At 62.9% G+C, this 17,247-nt stretch carries 14 protein-coding genes; 11 read left to right on the top strand and 3 right to left on the bottom strand.

Annotated elements, in window-relative coordinates; translation table 11 throughout:
* The 5 genes from tssL to AC1VNY_RS20360 all read left to right on the top strand — a co-directional run.
* Positions 1-453 (top strand): type VI secretion system protein TssL, long form (tssL, locus tag AC1VNY_RS20380; protein WP_482406528.1); only part of this gene is annotated, 453 nt, incomplete at its 5' end.
* Between the two features lie 45 nt (positions 454-498).
* Positions 499-4,050, top strand: coding sequence for a type VI secretion system membrane subunit TssM (tssM, locus tag AC1VNY_RS20375; protein WP_482406527.1), 3,552 nt, complete (start codon positions 499-501; stop codon positions 4,048-4,050).
* Positions 4,047-4,748: a type VI secretion system-associated protein TagF gene (gene tagF, locus AC1VNY_RS20370; protein ID WP_482406526.1), complete on the top strand. Its 702-nt coding sequence runs from the start codon at positions 4,047-4,049 to the stop codon at positions 4,746-4,748. The genes tssM and tagF overlap by 4 nt, the downstream gene beginning before the upstream one ends.
* Before the next feature lie 6 nt (positions 4,749-4,754).
* Positions 4,755-5,531: a PP2C family protein-serine/threonine phosphatase gene (locus AC1VNY_RS20365; protein ID WP_482406525.1), complete on the top strand. Its 777-nt coding sequence runs from the start codon at positions 4,755-4,757 to the stop codon at positions 5,529-5,531.
* Entirely contained in the window at positions 5,528-7,333 is a 1,806-nt protein-coding gene (locus AC1VNY_RS20360; RefSeq protein WP_482406524.1) for a serine/threonine-protein kinase, read from the top strand. Before AC1VNY_RS20365 ends, AC1VNY_RS20360 begins: the two co-directional genes overlap by 4 nt.
* Before the next feature lie 8 nt (positions 7,334-7,341).
* On the opposite strand, the gene AC1VNY_RS20355 is transcribed toward AC1VNY_RS20360, so the two are convergent.
* Positions 7,342-8,322 (bottom strand): DUF4424 domain-containing protein, encoded by a 981-nt coding sequence (locus AC1VNY_RS20355; protein WP_482406523.1) that lies wholly within the window; start codon positions 8,320-8,322, stop codon positions 7,342-7,344.
* 88 nt (positions 8,323-8,410) lie between these two features.
* Positions 8,411-8,692 (bottom strand): hypothetical protein, encoded by a 282-nt coding sequence (locus AC1VNY_RS20350; protein WP_482406522.1) that lies wholly within the window; start codon positions 8,690-8,692, stop codon positions 8,411-8,413.
* 171 nt (positions 8,693-8,863) lie between these two features.
* On the opposite strand from AC1VNY_RS20350, the gene AC1VNY_RS20345 reads away from it, so the two are divergent.
* The 3 genes from AC1VNY_RS20345 (at position 8,864) to AC1VNY_RS20335 (ending at position 13,179) form a co-directional block, all read left to right on the top strand.
* The gene (locus AC1VNY_RS20345; RefSeq protein WP_482406521.1) at positions 8,864-10,588 is read left to right on the top strand and encodes a hypothetical protein; all 1,725 of its coding nucleotides are present in this window, start codon (positions 8,864-8,866) and stop codon (positions 10,586-10,588) included.
* 141 nt (positions 10,589-10,729) lie between these two features.
* The gene (locus tag AC1VNY_RS20340; RefSeq protein WP_482406520.1) at positions 10,730-12,508 is read left to right on the top strand and encodes a caspase family protein; all 1,779 of its coding nucleotides are present in this window, start codon (positions 10,730-10,732) and stop codon (positions 12,506-12,508) included.
* 20 nt (positions 12,509-12,528) lie between these two features.
* On the top strand, positions 12,529-13,179 hold the full coding sequence (locus tag AC1VNY_RS20335) for a DUF4384 domain-containing protein (protein ID WP_482406519.1): 651 nt from the start codon (positions 12,529-12,531) through the stop codon (positions 13,177-13,179).
* A 199-nt stretch (positions 13,180-13,378) separates the two neighbouring features.
* On the opposite strand, the gene AC1VNY_RS20330 is transcribed toward AC1VNY_RS20335, so the two are convergent.
* Positions 13,379-15,217 (bottom strand): caspase family protein, encoded by a 1,839-nt coding sequence (locus AC1VNY_RS20330; protein ID WP_482406518.1) that lies wholly within the window; start codon positions 15,215-15,217, stop codon positions 13,379-13,381.
* Positions 15,218-15,840: 623 nt separating this feature from the next.
* Between AC1VNY_RS20330 and AC1VNY_RS20325 the strand changes: the two genes are divergently transcribed.
* The 3 genes from AC1VNY_RS20325 to AC1VNY_RS20315 all read left to right on the top strand — a co-directional run bounded on the left by AC1VNY_RS20325 (position 15,841) and on the right by AC1VNY_RS20315 (position 17,212).
* Positions 15,841-16,398, top strand: a complete 558-nt coding sequence (locus tag AC1VNY_RS20325) for a zinc metalloprotease (RefSeq protein ID WP_482406517.1) — start codon at positions 15,841-15,843, stop codon at positions 16,396-16,398.
* Between the two features lie 88 nt (positions 16,399-16,486).
* Positions 16,487-16,942 carry a cupin domain-containing protein gene (locus tag AC1VNY_RS20320; protein WP_038380493.1) on the top strand — a complete coding sequence of 152 codons (456 nt, stop codon included), beginning with the start codon at positions 16,487-16,489 and terminating at the stop codon, positions 16,940-16,942.
* Positions 16,943-17,029: 87 nt separating this feature from the next.
* Positions 17,030-17,212: a hypothetical protein gene (locus tag AC1VNY_RS20315; protein WP_482406516.1), complete on the top strand. Its 183-nt coding sequence runs from the start codon at positions 17,030-17,032 to the stop codon at positions 17,210-17,212.
* Positions 17,213-17,247: the final 35 nt, after the last annotated feature.

Below are 17,247 nucleotides of genomic sequence, written 5' to 3'. Positions count from 1 at the left end.
CCGCCGGACCGCATCACCCAGCTGCAGCGCATTCGCAACGCGCTTGCGCAGGAGAAGACGGCGTGCGCCATGACGGCGGATCAGACGGCGAGCTTCATCGTGATCAGGGTGTGCGATCTCGCATTGTTTGCCTCGGGCCAGGCAACCATCCTGGATGGTTTCAAGCCGATCGCGGCCCGCGTCGCGGCGACGCTCGACAAGGAGCCCGGCCGAATCCGGGTGGTTGGACATACCGACAGCTCGCCGATCCGCACCGTGCGTTTCCCCTCGAATTTCGAATTGTCGGTCGAGCGCGCCAAGGCGGTTGCCGCCGCGCTGAAGCCCGGCCTAGCCGATGGTTCGCGCGTCGATGTCGACGGCAAGGGATCGGATTCACCGATTGCCAGCAATTCGACGCCCGAGGGACGCGCCAAGAACCGTCGGGTCGAAATCTTCATCGAACGTAGCGAATAGGCGGACGCCAGAAGCTCACGCGATAAGCGACAGGTACCGGTAAAAATGCTCGCTAAGGACATACTACGCATCGTTCTCTATGGAGTCGGGCTCAGCTCGCTTGGGGCCGTGATCTACCTTGCCGGTCCCTTCGTTGCTTTCGGCGACTGGCATCCGCTGGAAAATCACATCGTTCGCCAGATCGCGATCCTGCTGCTCGGCGCCGCGGCAGCAGGCGTCACCGGTCTTCATTTCTTCAAGCGACGCAAGAATGCCAAAGAGATCGCCGACGGCGTCAGCGGTGCGGACCAGGCTGTCAGCGACGAGCCGGTGCTCAAGGAGCGCATGAAGGATGCGCTCGCAACGCTCAAGACCGCGAGCGGGAACAAGTCCGGTTATCTCTACGATCTACCCTGGTACGTCATCATCGGCCCGCCAGGTGCGGGAAAGACCACCGCGCTGGTCAATTCGGGGCTCAAGTTTCCGCTCGCGCGCGGGGCGACGCCGGCGGCGATCGCCGGGGTCGGCGGGACTCGCTACTGTGATTGGTGGTTTACCGAGGAGGCGGTGCTGATCGATACCGCCGGTCGCTACACAACCCAGGATTCAAACAGCAAGGCCGACAAGGAAAGCTGGCTGTCCTTTCTGGACATCCTGAAAAAAAATCGGTCGCGCCAGCCGATCAACGGCGTTCTCGTCGCGATCAGTCTGGAGGACGTGCTGACACTGCCGAAGCAGGAACTCGCGCTTCATGCCGATGCCATCCGGATGCGGCTCCTCGAGCTGCATCAAAGGCTGAAGGTGAGCTTCCCGGTCTACGCGCTGTTCACCAAGGCCGATCTCGTCGCCGGTTTCACTGAATATTTCGCCTATCTCGGCGAGGCCGGCCGGCGCCAGGTCTGGGGGGCCACTTTCCAGACCGCCGACAAGACCCAGAATCTGGTGGGGCAGGTCCCGGTCGAGTTCGATCGCCTGCTGGAACGTCTGAGCGAGGAAACGCTCGATCGTCTGCAGGACGAGCCGACGCCGCAGCACCGGGTGCAGTTGTTCGGCTTCCCGGCGCAGATGGCGCGGCTCAAGCCGCAGATCCACGATTTCCTCAACCAGATTTTTGAGCCGACGCGGTATCACGTGAACGCCAATCTGCGTGGGTTCTATTTCACGTCGGGTACCCAGCAGGGTACGCCGATCGATCAATTGATCGGATCGTTGGCGCGGACGTTCGGCGCGGAGGAAGTCGGGGCCGGATCATACTCCGGAACCGGCAAGAGCTATTTTCTCGCCGATTTGATTTCGAAGGTCATCATCGGCGAGGCCGACTGGGTCTCGACCGACCGTGCTGCGGTGCGTCGCGCCCTGATCCTCAAGACTGCCGCGCTGTCGGTGATAGGTTTGGTGGCGATCGGGCTGATCGGCGCGTGGCTGACCAGCTACAAGCGCAACTCCGAGCTGATCGAGCAGAGCTTGCAGGCGGACAACGAGTATGCAACCGCAGGTGCGCCGCTCATCAAGCAAACGCTGATCGCCGATCATGATCTCGACAAGGTGCTGCCGCTGCTCTATCGGCTGCGGAACGCTCCGGCCGGCTATGCCTCACGGAATGAGCCGGTAGCACTTTCGGCGCGCTACGGACTCAGTCAGCACGCGCGCCTGTTGTCGCCTGCGAAGGCGGCCTATCACACCGCGCTTGAACGCATGTTCAGGCCTCGCTTGCTGTACCGCCTGGAAGAGCAGCTCAATGCGCGCATCAACGAGCCTGCCTTCGTCTATGAGGCGCTCAAGGTCTACCTGATGCTCGGCGGCCTGCAATCCCCCGACCGCGAGCTCATCCGTTCCTGGATGCAGCGCGACTGGGCGGACAACCTCTATCCTGGCGCGACCAACGCGGAGGGGCGGCGTCTGCTGGATGAAAATCTCGTTGCCATGTTCGACCTCGAAACCGAGCAGCCGCCGCTGGTCGAGCTCGACGGACGGCTGATCAAGCAGGCCCAGAATTCGTTGGCGCGCCTCAGCGTCTCGCAACGTGCCTACGAGTTCCTGAAGTCGGAGGCTCGTGGATCGACCGCCGGCGACTGGATCGCCAGCCGCCGGGGCGGTCCGGACGTGGCAGTCGTCTTCGAAACCACGACTGGGCAGCCCTTGGACAACGTGCGGGTGCCCGAGTTCTTCACCTACAACGGCTTCAATCAGAAGTTCATCGCTCGACTGCCCGGATTGTCGGAGCGCATGAAGCGCGAGCGCTGGGTCTTGGGTGACGCCGGCCAGCAATCGGCAATCGACCAGCAGTATGACAATCTGGCCGGCGATCTGCTCAGCATCTACTCCAATGAGTTCGTGACGACGTGGCGGACTGCGCTCGGCAGTCTGCGTCTGAAGAAATTGCTCGCGGACAAGCCGAAATACGAGGTGCTGAGGGCGCTTTCGGCGCCGACCTCGCCGATGCGGCAAATCCTGGAGTCGGTGCGCGACGAGACGATGCTGACCAAGGAACGCCCGAAGCCGGCGAGCGGCGGCACGCCGGCCGCGCCGCCCGCGGCGACCACGCCAGCGCTGTTCAACAATGCCCAGGATGGTACGCCCGGTGCGGCGATAGAGTCGCAGTTCAAACCCTACCATGCAGTCCTTGAAGGGGAGAGCACCCGCCGGCCGATCGACTCGACGATCGCAAACCTGAACGACATCGCGCAGAATCTGACGCTGATGGTCGAGAATCCACAACTGACGGCGCAAGCAACGGCGGGGCTTCAGGCCCAGGTTGCAGCGCTGCGCAACAATGCCTCGCGTATGCCGCCACCATTTTCCGATATGCTGCGGGCCGCGGCCGCGGAGTTCGAAGGCAGCATCGCCGCCTCCACCGCCGGTCAGATTCTGCAGTCGTTGCGCGATCAGGTCACGCCGGTCTGTCAGCAGACGGTGACCAACCGCTACCCGTTCGTACGGAGCAGTGGTCAGGAAGTCCCACTCGCGGATTTCGCCAAGCTGTTCAGCCCGAACGGCATCATGGACAAGTTCTTCACTCAATTCCTGGCGCCTTATGCGGATACTTCGCGATCCGAATGGGTCTGGCGGAAGGAGAGTCCCGTCGGCCGATCGTTCTCGCCCGACACATTGAAGCAGTTCCAGAACGCCGCCTATATCCGCGATGCCTTTTTCCAGACTGGCGGCGGTGTGCCGGCGGTGTCCTTTGCGATCCGGCCACCGGCTGCGGCCGGACCGGGCATCACAGTCAAGACCGAGATCGGCGGCACGACGATCACGAGCCCAACCACACCAGGACCAGCCGCAGCTCCCTCCATGTTTGGCGCGCCGCAACCCGCTCCTCCGCCGCCGCCGCCGCAGAGCAATTCACCGACCACGGTGCTCTGGCCCGGCCCATCGCCGCGGACGGCAATTTCGGTCAGCAACGAGACCGGCTCGCCGTCCGTACTCGAGCGCATCGGTCCCTGGTCATTGTTCCGAATGCTGGAGGCCGGCTCGCTGGTCGCCAAGGCGGAATCCGCCAGCGCAACTTTCATTGTTGCCGGACGTGAGCTCAATTATCAGATTTCGACCGGATCGTTGCGCAATCCGCTAAACCTGTCAGTGCTCCGCGAGTTTCGTTGCCCGACCGGAATATGACCATGCGATGCGGCTTATTCGGCAAGATCGGCGCGAAGCGTGATTTCATCGCGATCGCGACGCCGCGCAGCTTCCTGGAAGTCTGGGAGCCGTGGGTGCAAGCTGCCATCTCCGCGAGCCGCCATCAACTCGGCGCCGCCTGGCAGGAAGCATTCTTGACCGCGCCGATTTGGCGATTCTGGCTTGGCGCCGAGATCTGCGGCACCACCGTCGCAGGAGCGATCATGCCGTCGCTTGACGGCGTGGGGCGATACTATCCGTTGACGCTGCATGCGATGCCGGATGGTGACGACGCGCTGCCGCCGCCGCACATCGATCCGCAGGACGGGTGGTATGGGCAAGTGGAGACGTTCCTGCTCTCGACCCTGGACCGGGCTGCGACGTTCGAGCAGATCTCCGATGCACTGGATCGTCTCGCGCTTCCACGTCTGCGGACGCCGGGGACTGATGGACCACCGATCGTGTCGCTGAGCGACGCGACGCTGGGAATGGTTTCGACGGTCGATGGGTTTGCCGAGTCGTTCGGCACGCTCTGCGGCGCCAACCCTCAAGTCTATGCTGCGGCCAGTTTCTGGTGGACCACCGGGGGCGAGGGGTTCTCGCCGATCGCACTCTGTTGCCGCGGATTGCCGGATCCGTTTGACTATTCCACGTTGCTGACCGGCGACGTTGGCCGCGAAGTATCAGGGACGGGATGACGCGCGATGGTACACGTCCCCGCCTTGTTCGATGTCGGTAGCGTCACACACGCCGGACGGGTGCGGGCGCGGAACGAGGATGCATGCCTGGTAAGGACCGACGTCGGCCTGTGGGCCGTCGCTGACGGTATGGGCGGTCACGAGGCGGGCGATCTTGCCAGCCGCATCGTGGTGGAGTCGCTTGATTCCATCGGCGCGCCGGACTCCGCGGCGGACCTGTTGGCGCAATGCGAAGCACGCCTGTTCAGCGCCAACCAGCAGATCCTGGCCCTCAGCCATGAAAGGCGGGGTGCCATTGTCGGGACCACAACGGCAGTCCTGCTCGTACGCGACGGCCATTATGCCTGTATCTGGGCGGGTGATAGTCGGGTGTACCTGATCAACCGCCATGGCATCACACAGGTGTCGCACGATCATAGCGAGTTGGAGGAACTGATCGCTGATGGCGCGCTATCACGCGAAGAGGTCCAGGACTGGCCGAGCAATGCCATCACCCGGGCCGTTGGTGTCGTCGCCGACCCCGAGCTCGAGGTGGTGACCGGTCCGGCCGAACCGGAAGACATCTTCGTGATTTGCAGTGACGGCTTGACCCGACACGTGCGGGACGACGAGATCGAACAGCACGCGGCCACTCGACTTGCCCAGACAGCCTGCGACGACATGCTCGCGCTCGCGCTTGAGCGCGGCGGGCTCGACAACGTCACGATCGTGATCGTGCGATTGCTCGCGCCACGATCCTCAGAGCCCACGAGGACGCCGCTCGATCAGGAGCCACGACCATGACCGCGAACGATCCGTTTCGGTCATCCTACCGCGGTGTGCCGGCCGGCACCCGGCTCAACGGCATTTACGAGATCGAAACGATGATCGGGGCGGGCGGCATGGGGGAGGTCTACCGATGCCGCGAGATCCAGACCGGATCGCCCGTTGCGGTCAAGATGTTGCTCCCCGACATGGTCGACAACGAGGCGGCGCTTGCGCTGTTCCGGCGGGAGGCAGCGGCACTCCACAATCTTCCGCATGAAGCAATCGTTCGCTACTTCCTGTTCACGGTCGAACCCGCACTGCAGCGCCCGTATCTGGCGATGGAGTTTGTGAACGGACGCTCGCTGTCGAACATGCTCGACGATGGGCCGCTGACCTTCGAAGCGCTGATCAAATTGATGCAGCGGGTCGCATCGGGCCTTCAAGCCGCTCACGAGCACGGCATTATCCATCGCGATGTCTCGCCCGACAACATCATCGTGCCGCTCGACGATGTAAGGCGGGCGAAGATCATCGACTTTGGGATCGCCCGGTCAACGCAGATGGGTGACAAGACCATCATCGGTTCCGGCTTCGCCGGCAAGGACAATTACGCGTCGCCGGAACAGGTCGGCCTGTACGGCAATGATGTCACCGCGAAATCCGATGTCTACAGCTTTGGTCTCGTGCTGTTCCATGCCTTGACCGGACAAAAGCTCGATATGGGCGGGAGCCAGTTTCAACTGGTCGAGAAGCGTCGGCGTGTGCCCGATCTCGGCGCAGTGGACATGCGCATCAGGCCGCTTCTCGAGAGGATGCTGCAGCCGGACCCGGCCTTGCGCCCGACCATGGCGGAGGTCGCCAACTGGACGCCGGCGGGTTCGGCGCAGCCGTCCGCAGTACCGCTCTACGGCTTCGATCCATTGGCGAAGTCGCAGGCTGGTATGTCTGCGCCGCAGGAGCGGGCACCATCAACCACGCGGAACTCCCGCCGCATCTGGCTCGGCGCCTGCGTCGCGGGACTGCTGCTTCTGCTGGGCGGCGGTGGATACACCTTCTATAAATTTGTCTGGAGGACATCGGGCTTGGCGGCTTTGCCGCCACCTCCGAAACTTGCCGGGAGGTCCACGCCGCCTAGCGAGCCTGTTCCGCCACCGCCAGCACGTCAGGAGCCGGTGAAGCTGCCGTCTCAGCCGACGTTGACGCCGTCTCCGTCCCCCGACGGGCCGGGTCGAGCCGAGCGCATCCGCAAATATGTCGCCCAATATGCGGGCGGCGACTGCTTCTTCATCCTGCCTGTTGCGGTGAGCTCAAGCGCAGCCGTCATTGAAGGCTTCGGCGCTTCGACCGCCCCGTTCGATACCTTCGACAAAGCGTTTCGAAAGGAGCAGGGATTTGAGGCTTCGGTCGGCGTCAGGCAGGTGAATCAGGCACAATGTCCGGCCGTCAAATTCCTCAGTCAGGTCGGAAGCGATCAAGCGCGTGCGCCGCGCATCAACCTGTCGGCGACGGAGCTGAAGGCCGGCGAGACCCTCAATGGGACCGTCGAGAATTTTGCCAACCGGGTGGTGGAACTGCTCATGGTCTCGGATCGCGGCGAGGTGCGCAGCCTGTCCTATCTCCTGAAGCCGGGCGTCGACTCGCTTTCCTTTGCCCTGCCGATGGAGCGTACGACCGGTCCGCAACTCCTGTTGGCCGTCGCAGCCCCGCGGGTTCTGGATTCATTGCGCCAGCCGCGACCGATGGCTGCCGACACATTCTTCCTGCAGGCGACGAGCGAAGCTCAACGCGGCAACGTGGCCATCACCGCGGCTGGACGCTATGTGATGCTCACCAATTGAGCCGCTGTTCAGAACTTGCCGATCATCAAGATCTTCAGGTCGGCATCCGGCTTGAAGTCGCTTGCCGTGAATTGCCGCGCGTTGTCGGCAGATGACGGCTTGAGCCGCCCCGGACAAAAACTGACCAGACGGTCGTCGCCGCCCGGATCGATCGTCAACGTGAAGGTCCGGATTGGACCCGCCCAGTTCGCACCTGTCTTGAGCACGTAGGAAATGCGCCGTTCCTGCAGCTTGGCGGTATTGGCCTGGCTGTCACCTGTGCGCTTGTCCAATTCGGCAAGGAACGCATCCGTAACGCAATAGTCTCTCCTGTACCGCTCGACTTCCGGTCCCAGTGCCGCGCTGCGACGCAGACCCGAGCGCAGGACCGTGTCAGGGCTGGAGCCGACGCTCGGGCGATACTGATGTTCGACCGTGACGGTACGTGCCGCTGGAAACACCTGCTCGCGAACGGCCGACGTCTTGGTTACCCAGCCGGGCGTGTATTGCTGGCGACCGTTGTCGCTCATGCCCGCAGGCATCAGAAGGCCATCATCGATCAGCTTCGTGCGGGTTGTCGCCGGCAGGTCGGCCACCCGGATCTCCCGATCACCAAGCGGCAGCAGGGACAGCTTGAACTGACGGAGAAGGGCGGTGACATCCTTGCTGCCGACCATGGCGCGCTGATCGATGGCCAGCGGCACCGCGTTGCCGTCGATCCTGGTCTCGAACGCGACGAAGTTGACTGGATCGCTCGATGGAAGGGCAATGTTCTCGGCTTCGGACAAATCGATGTCGGGCAGCGGAAAGGCGACGGTGAGCGCAACCGGCTTGCTCGTCTGGTTGACGAATTGGTAGCGAACGGTGACCCTGTCCAGCCCGATATGAAGCTCCTCGCTCGCCATGGCCACGTCCTTGGTGCGGACGAATTGCAGCCCGCCGATGGACAATTCGGCCGCGGAATCATTTGCCCGCGCAGGCCAGCCGGTTGCGGCCAACAGGGCGATCATCAAGGCTCGCAACCTCAACGACAGCCCGCTTAACGCTCCATTTGCCATGCCGGCCTCCATGCGGCGCCGCAGCGTCTGTCCGTGTGGGTCAATCGATCGCCTGGTAGAGGTCGCCCCATTCCGGCTTCCAGACGCCATCGGGGTCGCAAACCACGACCGCGAGCTTCATGTCATTGGCGAGACGGATTGCGCCGCGAAAGGCATCCTGCGCCGGCATATGGGCGCTGACCTGGTCGCTGTTCAGGCGTCCCCCGCTTGCGGCGGCCGGCAACACGATTGACCCGGAGGCGCCGGTATTGTCGCGCTTCAAAACCAGAGTAATCGCGTCTGGCTGGATTTCGCTGACTTGCTCAAATCTGTTTCTGGCCATGATTTTGCACTGCAAGCTGAAGGAGTTCGGACTATCACCGTCCAGTGAAAGAGTTGAACGGGATCGGGGTTGCTCGCCACTAATTGACGCTGCACTCGCGCAGTCTTGGATTAGGCAGTCTTGGATTAGTCGGACTGACGCCGCATTCGGTTCGGTTACATTGAGGCGGATATGCTTCGTCGATCTAGCTGGATCTGGCTCTCTATCGTCGGCGTGGTCATGGCTGCCACTGGGGCCAGGGCCGACGATGCGGTCGTGCGAAGCTTTGCCGGCGGTTCGGCTGCATCCATGGTCGGGATCGTCCCGGCCAGCCAGGACGTCGAACTCGCGGGCCCGCAAGCGCTCAGTGCTGACGGACAGGGAAACCTGTTTGTGCTCGATCAAATCAACGGCCGCATTCTGCAGTTCGACCCCAAACAGCCGAACACTGCTCCCGACATCCTGAAGATGCCTGGCGATGTGCAGCCCACCGACCTCGTCGTCCATAACGACGACATCATGGTTTGGGACGGCGGCGTGCGGATGCTGAAGGCGGCACCAGGACAGTCCACACGCGGGCTGGGTGGAGACGAGATCCAGCTGGAGGAAGTCTCATCCCGCGGAACCGACGACCAGGTCGCCATTTCGGCCTTCGCCCAGATGGGCTCGCAGGCGCTGAGCAGCCCGACCGACTTGCTCGATCAGAATACGCGCGCGGCCATCGTCAGGACGACGCGACAGCCCGACCGGCAATATATCGCCTCGCGCAGCAAGGGATCGGTGATCGCCGATATCATTCCCGACAAGGGCAATGCCGGCGTTCGGGTCGAAATCCAGACCATGGTATCCAACGAGACCATCGGTCAGCTCGGCCTGCGCGTCCGCAACCAGCTCGGCACCGTTGAGTTTCTCGAGATCGACAACAGCGACCGCTTCTACGTGCTGGCCGAGGACATTCCTCCGTCGGGCAAGAATGCATCCACCTTCGTCGCACGCTATGCCGCGAACGGACGCCTTGAGGGCATCTACGAGCTGCCGCTGGAGAATACGCCCGTGACCCGGCGGTTCGTCACCGTCTCGGGCGATGGCGACGTCTATTTTCTGCGCACCAAGCCGGATGGTGTCGAGGTGGTCGGTGTCGGCTTCCGCCCCCTGGGGAAGGTATCGGTCATCGACGTCAGGCCGTCGCGCACGGCGGCCGCGCCGGCGGCGGCGCGGCCGGATATCAAGTTCAATGCGACCGCCGCCGTGCGGCCGTCCAATCGTCAGCAGGCGATCGAGACCGCCTTCGCCTTTGAGGGCATCCAGTGGAAGCTGGCACCGGCGAACTACGGTAGCGATCCCGACAGCCAATGCTCCGGTTTCAGCCGTATTCGCCGGCCGTGGTACCTGCAGGGCAAGATAAACCAGGAAGTGCGCGGCGTGCCCTATTGCTGGGGGTGCCACGGTTCGCTCGCGAACTTCCGGCAGCGGATCGACAGCGGGACGCTGGCGGGCAATGTCTGCACCCGTAACGAGCCACGGCCGGATGTGGCCGGTGTCGACTGTTCGGCATTCGTCAGTGCAACGTGGGGGCTTTCCGTTCACTACACGACCGCCGCCATCCCCGCGATCGCCGCACCCGTGACCAACCCCTGGGACCTCAAGCCTGGCGACGCCCTGAACAAGCCGGGTTCCCACGTGATGTTATTCCTGCGGTTCACGCCCGATCGCAAGGCTGAGGTCATGGAATCCTCGACGGGTGGCTGCAACGGTCGGGTCTGCCGCAACGTCTATCCGCTCGCGAGCCTGCTCGCGCGCGGCTACGTTCCGGTCCGCTTTCGCGCATTCGCAGATGATCAGACGACCGTTTCCGCGAACGCCTATCAGGAGACCGAGGCGCCGACAGGCCGCAAGACGGCGAATAAACGGCGCTGAACCTGAGGTCTTGCCGAGGCTACAGATGAACATGGATCACCGCCGGCGCGCTGGTTTCCAGAGGTCCAGACGGCATTTCTGCTGCTCTGCCTTACCGGTGCGGCTCCAGGGCGGACCTGGTTGATATCGAGGTGGATCGCGATGCGAACGCTCAGGGGCTTTGATCGAAGGACCGGTTGGCTGTGTGCCGCCATCCTGCTCGCTGCGTTGATCGGCCTGCCACTCCAGCGCGCGCATGCGGCGGGTGAACTGTCGATAAGCAATCCCGACGGTGCGGCTCTCCGGGCGCTCGTCATCGGGATCGACGACTACCAGCATGTACGCAAATTGAAGGGCGCGGTCGCCGACGCCAATGACATCGTGTCCAGCCTGAGGACCATGGGCGTCAGCGATGTGGTCGAGCTGACCAATGCACAGGCCGACAGGGCAAGCGTGCTGCGCGAGATCAGCTCACTGGTGGAGCGGACCAAGAGCAACGATCTCGTCTTCCTGTCGATCGCAGGTCACGGCACGCAGGAGCCGGAGCGGATCAAGGGCTCGGAACCGGACGGAATGGAGAACGTGTTCCTGCTGCCCGAATTCGCGACCACCCCGGCCGGGTCGGTCGAACGCATTCTGGGAAGCGAATTCAACCATTTCATCCGGCAGTTCGAATTGCGCGGCGCAAGGGTGATTTTCGTTGCGGATACCTGCCATGGTGGCGGAATGGTGCGCGATATCGATCCGCGGGCGGCCGAGATGAGCTTTCGACAGGTGCCGCGCTATACGCTGCTGGTCGATGAATTGAAGCCGGTGTCGAGCAGCGACGACCCGAAGTCCGAACTCGATCTCGACCACACCGCGTTCATCGCCGCGGTCGATCGTCACACCAAGGCTCCGGAAGTGCGGATTCCCGGGATCGACGGCCTGCGCGGCGCCCTGAGTTATGCCGTTGCGCGGGCCATGGAGGGCAACGCAGACATCAATCATGATGGCAAGGTGACCCTGAAGGAGCTTTTCAGCAATGTTCGGCAGGTGGTCTATCAACTGTCCGACCAGCGCCAGAACATCGTGACGGTCTCGTCGCCGGCGCAGACGCCGGAAACCGAGGTCGCCTTCGAATTGACCCGCGGCGTGGTGTTGATCCAGGGGACGGCCGCGAGAGCTGCCTCCGGCCAGGTTGCTAACGTCGCGTCCGCCGAGAAACAATCTCCTGCGCCGCCGGCCGTTACGGCTAAGTCGCAAACTGCTCCAACCAGTGCCGCTGCGACCGCCCCGGCCGCGCCCAGTGCCGCGCTGCCGCCGTTCCGCCTCACCACGCCGATCCGCTTGGCAGCGCTTGACGGCAAAATGAGCTATTTCACGAGCCTCAAGCCGCAGGACGCCAGTGTGCAGGCCGTTCAACCGACTGATAATCCTGACCTGATCTGGGACCCCGTGTCCCATGACGTCATCGCCTGGGGCGATGTGGTGGCCTACGGCGTTGACGTTGGCGGTTTGACGACAGTGGTCAACCGAACCGCGGCAATTCGGGAGCTTAAGCGCATGGCGACGCAGTCGCCGCAGCTGATGCGTATTTGGCCGGATGATCGACAACAGCGCAGCGGCCAGACCGTCGAAGTCGAATTGTCCGACGTCGGTTCGCGGGCGGTGCTGCTATTCAACGTGTCCGGTGATGGAACCATCCAAATGCTGTATCCGGTGGGGTCCGATGCCGCGATGGCTCGATCGGCAAATCTGCGGCTGCCTCTTCGGGTGGGCGAGCCGTTCGGCGCCGAACAGATCGTCGCGGTGACCTCGCAGCAGCGGATGGTCGATCTGGAGACGGTCCTGATGCAGCTCAACCGGCGCCGTGCCTCGGGGCAGGTGATCAAGAGTCTGGAGCGCTACCTGCCGGCGGACGCGCGGATCGCGTCAATCGGCTTCTTCAGCGTTCCCTGACAATCCTGGGGCAGCGGGTCATGTCGCCAGCGGAACTGGTTTGCCGCAAGCAATCAGGGTTCGCGATCGTGCTGTTGCTGGCGGGAAGCGGCGTCGCGTTCGCGGCGCCGCCGCCATCGGCCTCTCCATCGGCAGGTGCGACGAATGCTCCGCTGCTCTGGCGCGTACAGGCCGCCCCGCGCGGCCCGGCAAATGCTGCCGGCGTGGCGCTTGAGATCCTGCCGGGTCCAACTGTCAACATTGGCGGCAAGGTGTCATTCGGCGTAACCGCCCGGAAGCCCGGCTATCTGATGCTGGTGGATGTGGATGCGGAAGGGCGGATGTCCCAGATCTTCCCGACCGCCGAGCTATTGGCGCAGTCGGTCGGACCCGACATGAACCTTGTCAAGCCCGGCGTCCAATTCATTGTTCCGACCCCGGCGGCACAGCAGCGTGGATTTGAATATGTTGTCGCGCCGCCGGCCGGGTCCGCTGTCATCGTTGCGATCCTGAGCGAGCGACGTGTGCAATTGCTCGATTTGCCGGACGTTCAGCGCAAGCTTCAGGGGCCGGCCGACACGTTGAGCTATCTGTCGGATTGGACCAGTCAGCTGCGGATACCGGACAGTGGCGGCGGAAGACTGTTGCCGAACAATTGGTCGTTCGACATCAAATCATACTCCATCAAGTAGGTCAGCGATTGCGTTGCTACGGCTACCCGGGCGGTTGAGGAGACCGTCCGGCGCGATCATGTGGTGAATATCCTTGTGGCCGAGGCTGCTGTTCGGCTTCTTGCGTGCAGGGCCCTGCGGTTTGGCTTCGTTGCCCCGGCATGACCGATTGCGGAGGAGACGGCGGCCCGATCTCGAGCGCGCCGCCCTGCATGCCGTCCTAGTTGCAGACCTCGACATTGCCGGTACCGCCGCCGGGACCTCCGCCGCCACGGTAATCGAGATGACATCCGCGACGGACCGGGCGGCATAGATAAGCATCGCACACGATCTGGCCGCTGCCACCCGAGGGTCTGGCCGTCGCCTGTCGTCGGGGAACGTCGGCTTGCGGCTCGGGCCTCTCGCGGACCGGACGATCGGCACGCGACGGCCGCTCATCCGTGTTGCGCTTCGCCACCGGCTTTTTCCCGCGCCGCTTCTCGCATTCGTTGTCCTCGTTCAGGAACGAGCCTTCGACGCAGGTGATCTTGCGGCACTGGTCGCCGTCGGCTTTGTAGCCGTGTTCGCAGATCAGCGGGCAAACCCGGGCCGGCTTCAGCTTGATCGCATCGAGCGCATCGAGGCTTGCAAGCTTGACGTCAAATTTGGTTCCGGCGTGCCGGTTGAACAGGGTCAGGGAGCGACGCGAGGCCGCGTTCCACTCGCCGTCGATGGAGCCTGTGAAACAGCCAACCCGGCTCAATTCGCTCTGCACCGATTTGGCAAGATCCTCCTGCGGCGACGCCGTGTTCAAGGCGGCAACCTTCGCGCCCTCGCTATTCTGCGATGGGGTAGCGGTTGCAATACTATCCGGCTTGGCTCTGTCGGGCGCGGGTCCGTTCGCGGAAAGCATGGCGACCGTCGAGGTTTGGGATGCGGTCCGCCTCCGTTCAGCCTCAGCAGCTTGGTCCTGCGCTGCCTGCTTTGTTCTTTCTGCCGCGATGCGGGCATCCTCCGCAGCCTTGAAATCTGCGGCCGCCTTTTCCTGCTCCGCTCGCTGGGCACCTTCGGACGCAAGCCGAGCCTTCTGCTGCTCCGCTTCCTGCGCTTTCCTGGTGGCGGTCACCCGCGCGTCCTCCGCGTCGATCTGATTGAGCTGAAGCTTGGCCAGATTTGCGTAATAGCCGTCGGGGTGCTGGGCGAGGAACGCGCTCATAGCGGCCTTGTTACCCAGTTGCAAGGCCAATTCGTAGTCGCGACGAATTTCCGACGAGGCGCTAGCCGGCGGCGGCGCCGGCTCCTCTGCCTTTGGTACGAGCGCAACGTCCTCACCGCCCAGCGATCCGTAAACGTAGGGCTCCTGTCGATTACCCGTGGCTTGCAGGACATCATCGCGGACGAAGCCGAAAGCCCTGCGCAGGTCCAGTCCAGGCTTTGCGATATATTTCACCAGCGCTGTCGCGTAGGGACTGTTCGTGCTGTTGCCGTCGAGCGCGGTCAGTCCGGCCTTCGCCGCAAACGCGATCAGCGTATTGGATACGGCGGGTTCTACCCGGGCGAGCCCGCGGCTGATCGCGCGCGAAGCGACGGTTCGTTTCATCGTGTCGGCGAATGGATTGTTGCGACAGGCGTCAACGATCACGACGCGGAGCTGTTTCGCGGGCTCGATGGCCAGCAGGACGCGATCGAGCGAGAAGGCCTCGTCATAGATATCGGTGTCGCGTTCAAGCCTGGCATCCGTCGGAATCAGATAATTCGTCCCGTCGATCTCGATTCCGTGACCTGCATAGTAGACGATGGCGATGTCTGCATCGCGAGCTTGGTCGGCGAAATCCCTCAGTGCCCGCCGCATGTCGCTCGAGGTCAGGTTCAGCCGGGACTCCACCAAATCGAACCCGGCGCCCTTTAAGGTCGCGGCGATAGCGGTAGCATCATTGGCAGGATTTGGAAGCAATGGCGCATTTTGATAGTTCGAATTTCCGACCACCAAAGCCACCCGCTTCGTTGCCCAGGCTGGCTGAGACGCCAGGAGAACTGAAGCAGCAAGAACGACAAGAACTCGGAGGAGCGTGTAGCGCATGGCGAACGTCCAAAATCGGCTCGAAACAACGGCAGCTTTATCGAAGGTGGCCGCGCGCAAACTCCACTGCGTCAAGCGTTACGAGCGCCGGCATGCCTCCGTACAGTAACAATCCTGAGTCCAATCCATTCCTGATGTTGTCGCTTGGGGAAGCGAGAATGTTCAAGGATACACCGAAGCGTGTAGGGCCGGTGGCGGACGGCCGAACAAATGTCGGCTGACCTGTAAGATGTTGAAATAGCTGCTTTTTATCTTTGGCGCCGGAATGGCTGGCAGTGCCGCCATCCGGGTGGCTTCGCCAAGCGGAGTTCCATCTCTCGATAGTGATCTCGGAATTGACCCGCATGCTCAAGCGATGCTCGCGCGGATCGTCAGGGTGTGACGGCCGCGCCGTTAGTCTCGGTGGCGTCGACAAGGTTCGGCCGGCTCGTTTCGACTGTTTGCCGCGCCGCGGGCCTCTTCCATAGGAGCGCGAACTGCGTCTATCTGGAAGCAACGCCGATCCGCTCCAGCTGAGACGTGCGAGTCCCGAAAGAATCGAAATCTGCGTCCTCGGGATCCGGACGTCGACGCGTGGACGCCCACCGCAGGTGTCGTCGAAATCTCTAGCGTTGGAGACGCACATGTCAATTCCGCTGAAAATCTACATCACGCCATTTGCCGAGAAAGGTGTCGCCGAGCCTCAAAAATGGAGTGGCGAGGCCGCCAAGAAGGCGCTGGATGTGGTCAACAAGATCTGGGCTAAGGCCAAGATCGCGTTCGTGATCAATGACTACGTGGAAGATAAACCGCTCGATATGGCGAAGAGCGCGCGCAACAATGACCAGCGCGTGCTGGATGTTCTCAGTCTTCGGCATGCTCCTGACAACGCGGTCCACATTTATCTCGTCAACCCGATTGCCAATCTCTCGGCCGGTGGCAGCTCATACCTTCATAGCGATCCCGAGCCGGCAAGCTTTGTCCAATGGTATGGCAATGACTTTGCCAACGGACGCGCGTGGGCCCATGAACTTGGGCATTTGATGAGTCTCGACCACGTCGACGTAGACTACGCCGATGAGAAGCAGGCCGCCCTGCGCAGCAACTTGATGACGAAGGGATTGAGCGTGGGAAGCGATTTGACCGGTCAGCAGATCAGCACGGCCAAAAGTTCAAAACTGGTGAAGCGATTTGGCGGCTGATCTCGGAATCTCCTTGCTGCCGCCTTCCATGAAACGGATTACCGCCAGCCCGATCGCTCGTTCGCCCGCCAACCGCCGGAGAGACGCCATGCCCAGGATCGACCTTGCAAACGTACCGGAACGCAAGGGGACCGGCTATCCGGCGGAGTTCGCCGCGCCGTGCGCCGAGCGGGTGCGGCAGCGTCTCGGTGATGCCGGCGGGCTCGCCGACTTCGGCGTCAACTTGATGCGGCTGCCGCCCGGCAACTGGTCGAGCCAGCGCCACTGGCATTCGGATGAAGACGAGTTCGTCTATGTGCTCGCGGGCGAAGTCGTGCTGGTGGAAGACGGCGGCGAGACGGTGCTGCGGGCCGGCGATTGCGCGGCGTTTCCGAAAAATTCCGGCAACGGGCATCATCTGATCAACAGGTCGCAGATGACGGCGACCTATCTCGAGGTCGGCTCGCGCTCGCGCGCCGACGTCATCACCTGCTCCGACATCGACATGATGAGCCCGAGCTCCGACGGCCGCTTCCTGCACAAGGACGGCACGCCGTACGAATAGCCCACCTGCCGCGCCGCGCCCGAAATCGGGCGTTGCGGATTGGCCGGCGAAGGACCAATGTTCCGGCGAGGAGCTTTGGTCGCGTCCATGGCGGAATGGTATTTCATCTGGGTCGATGGTCCGCGCGGACCGGAGCCGCAGAAATGGTCGTCGGACGCGCTGTGGGGCCAGCTGGCGCGTCAGGACGTGATCGTGCGTTTTCCCCTGAGCGATGGCGAGGCCGAATTGTCGCTCGACCAGCTCGCAAGGCTGCACCCGGTGCCGCAGTGAGCTGCGCCGCAGTTGTTTCCGTCGACGTTCAATCC

This window comes from Bradyrhizobium ferriligni, assembly GCF_056837965.1.
This window is presented reverse-complemented; position numbering and strand designations above follow the sequence as displayed.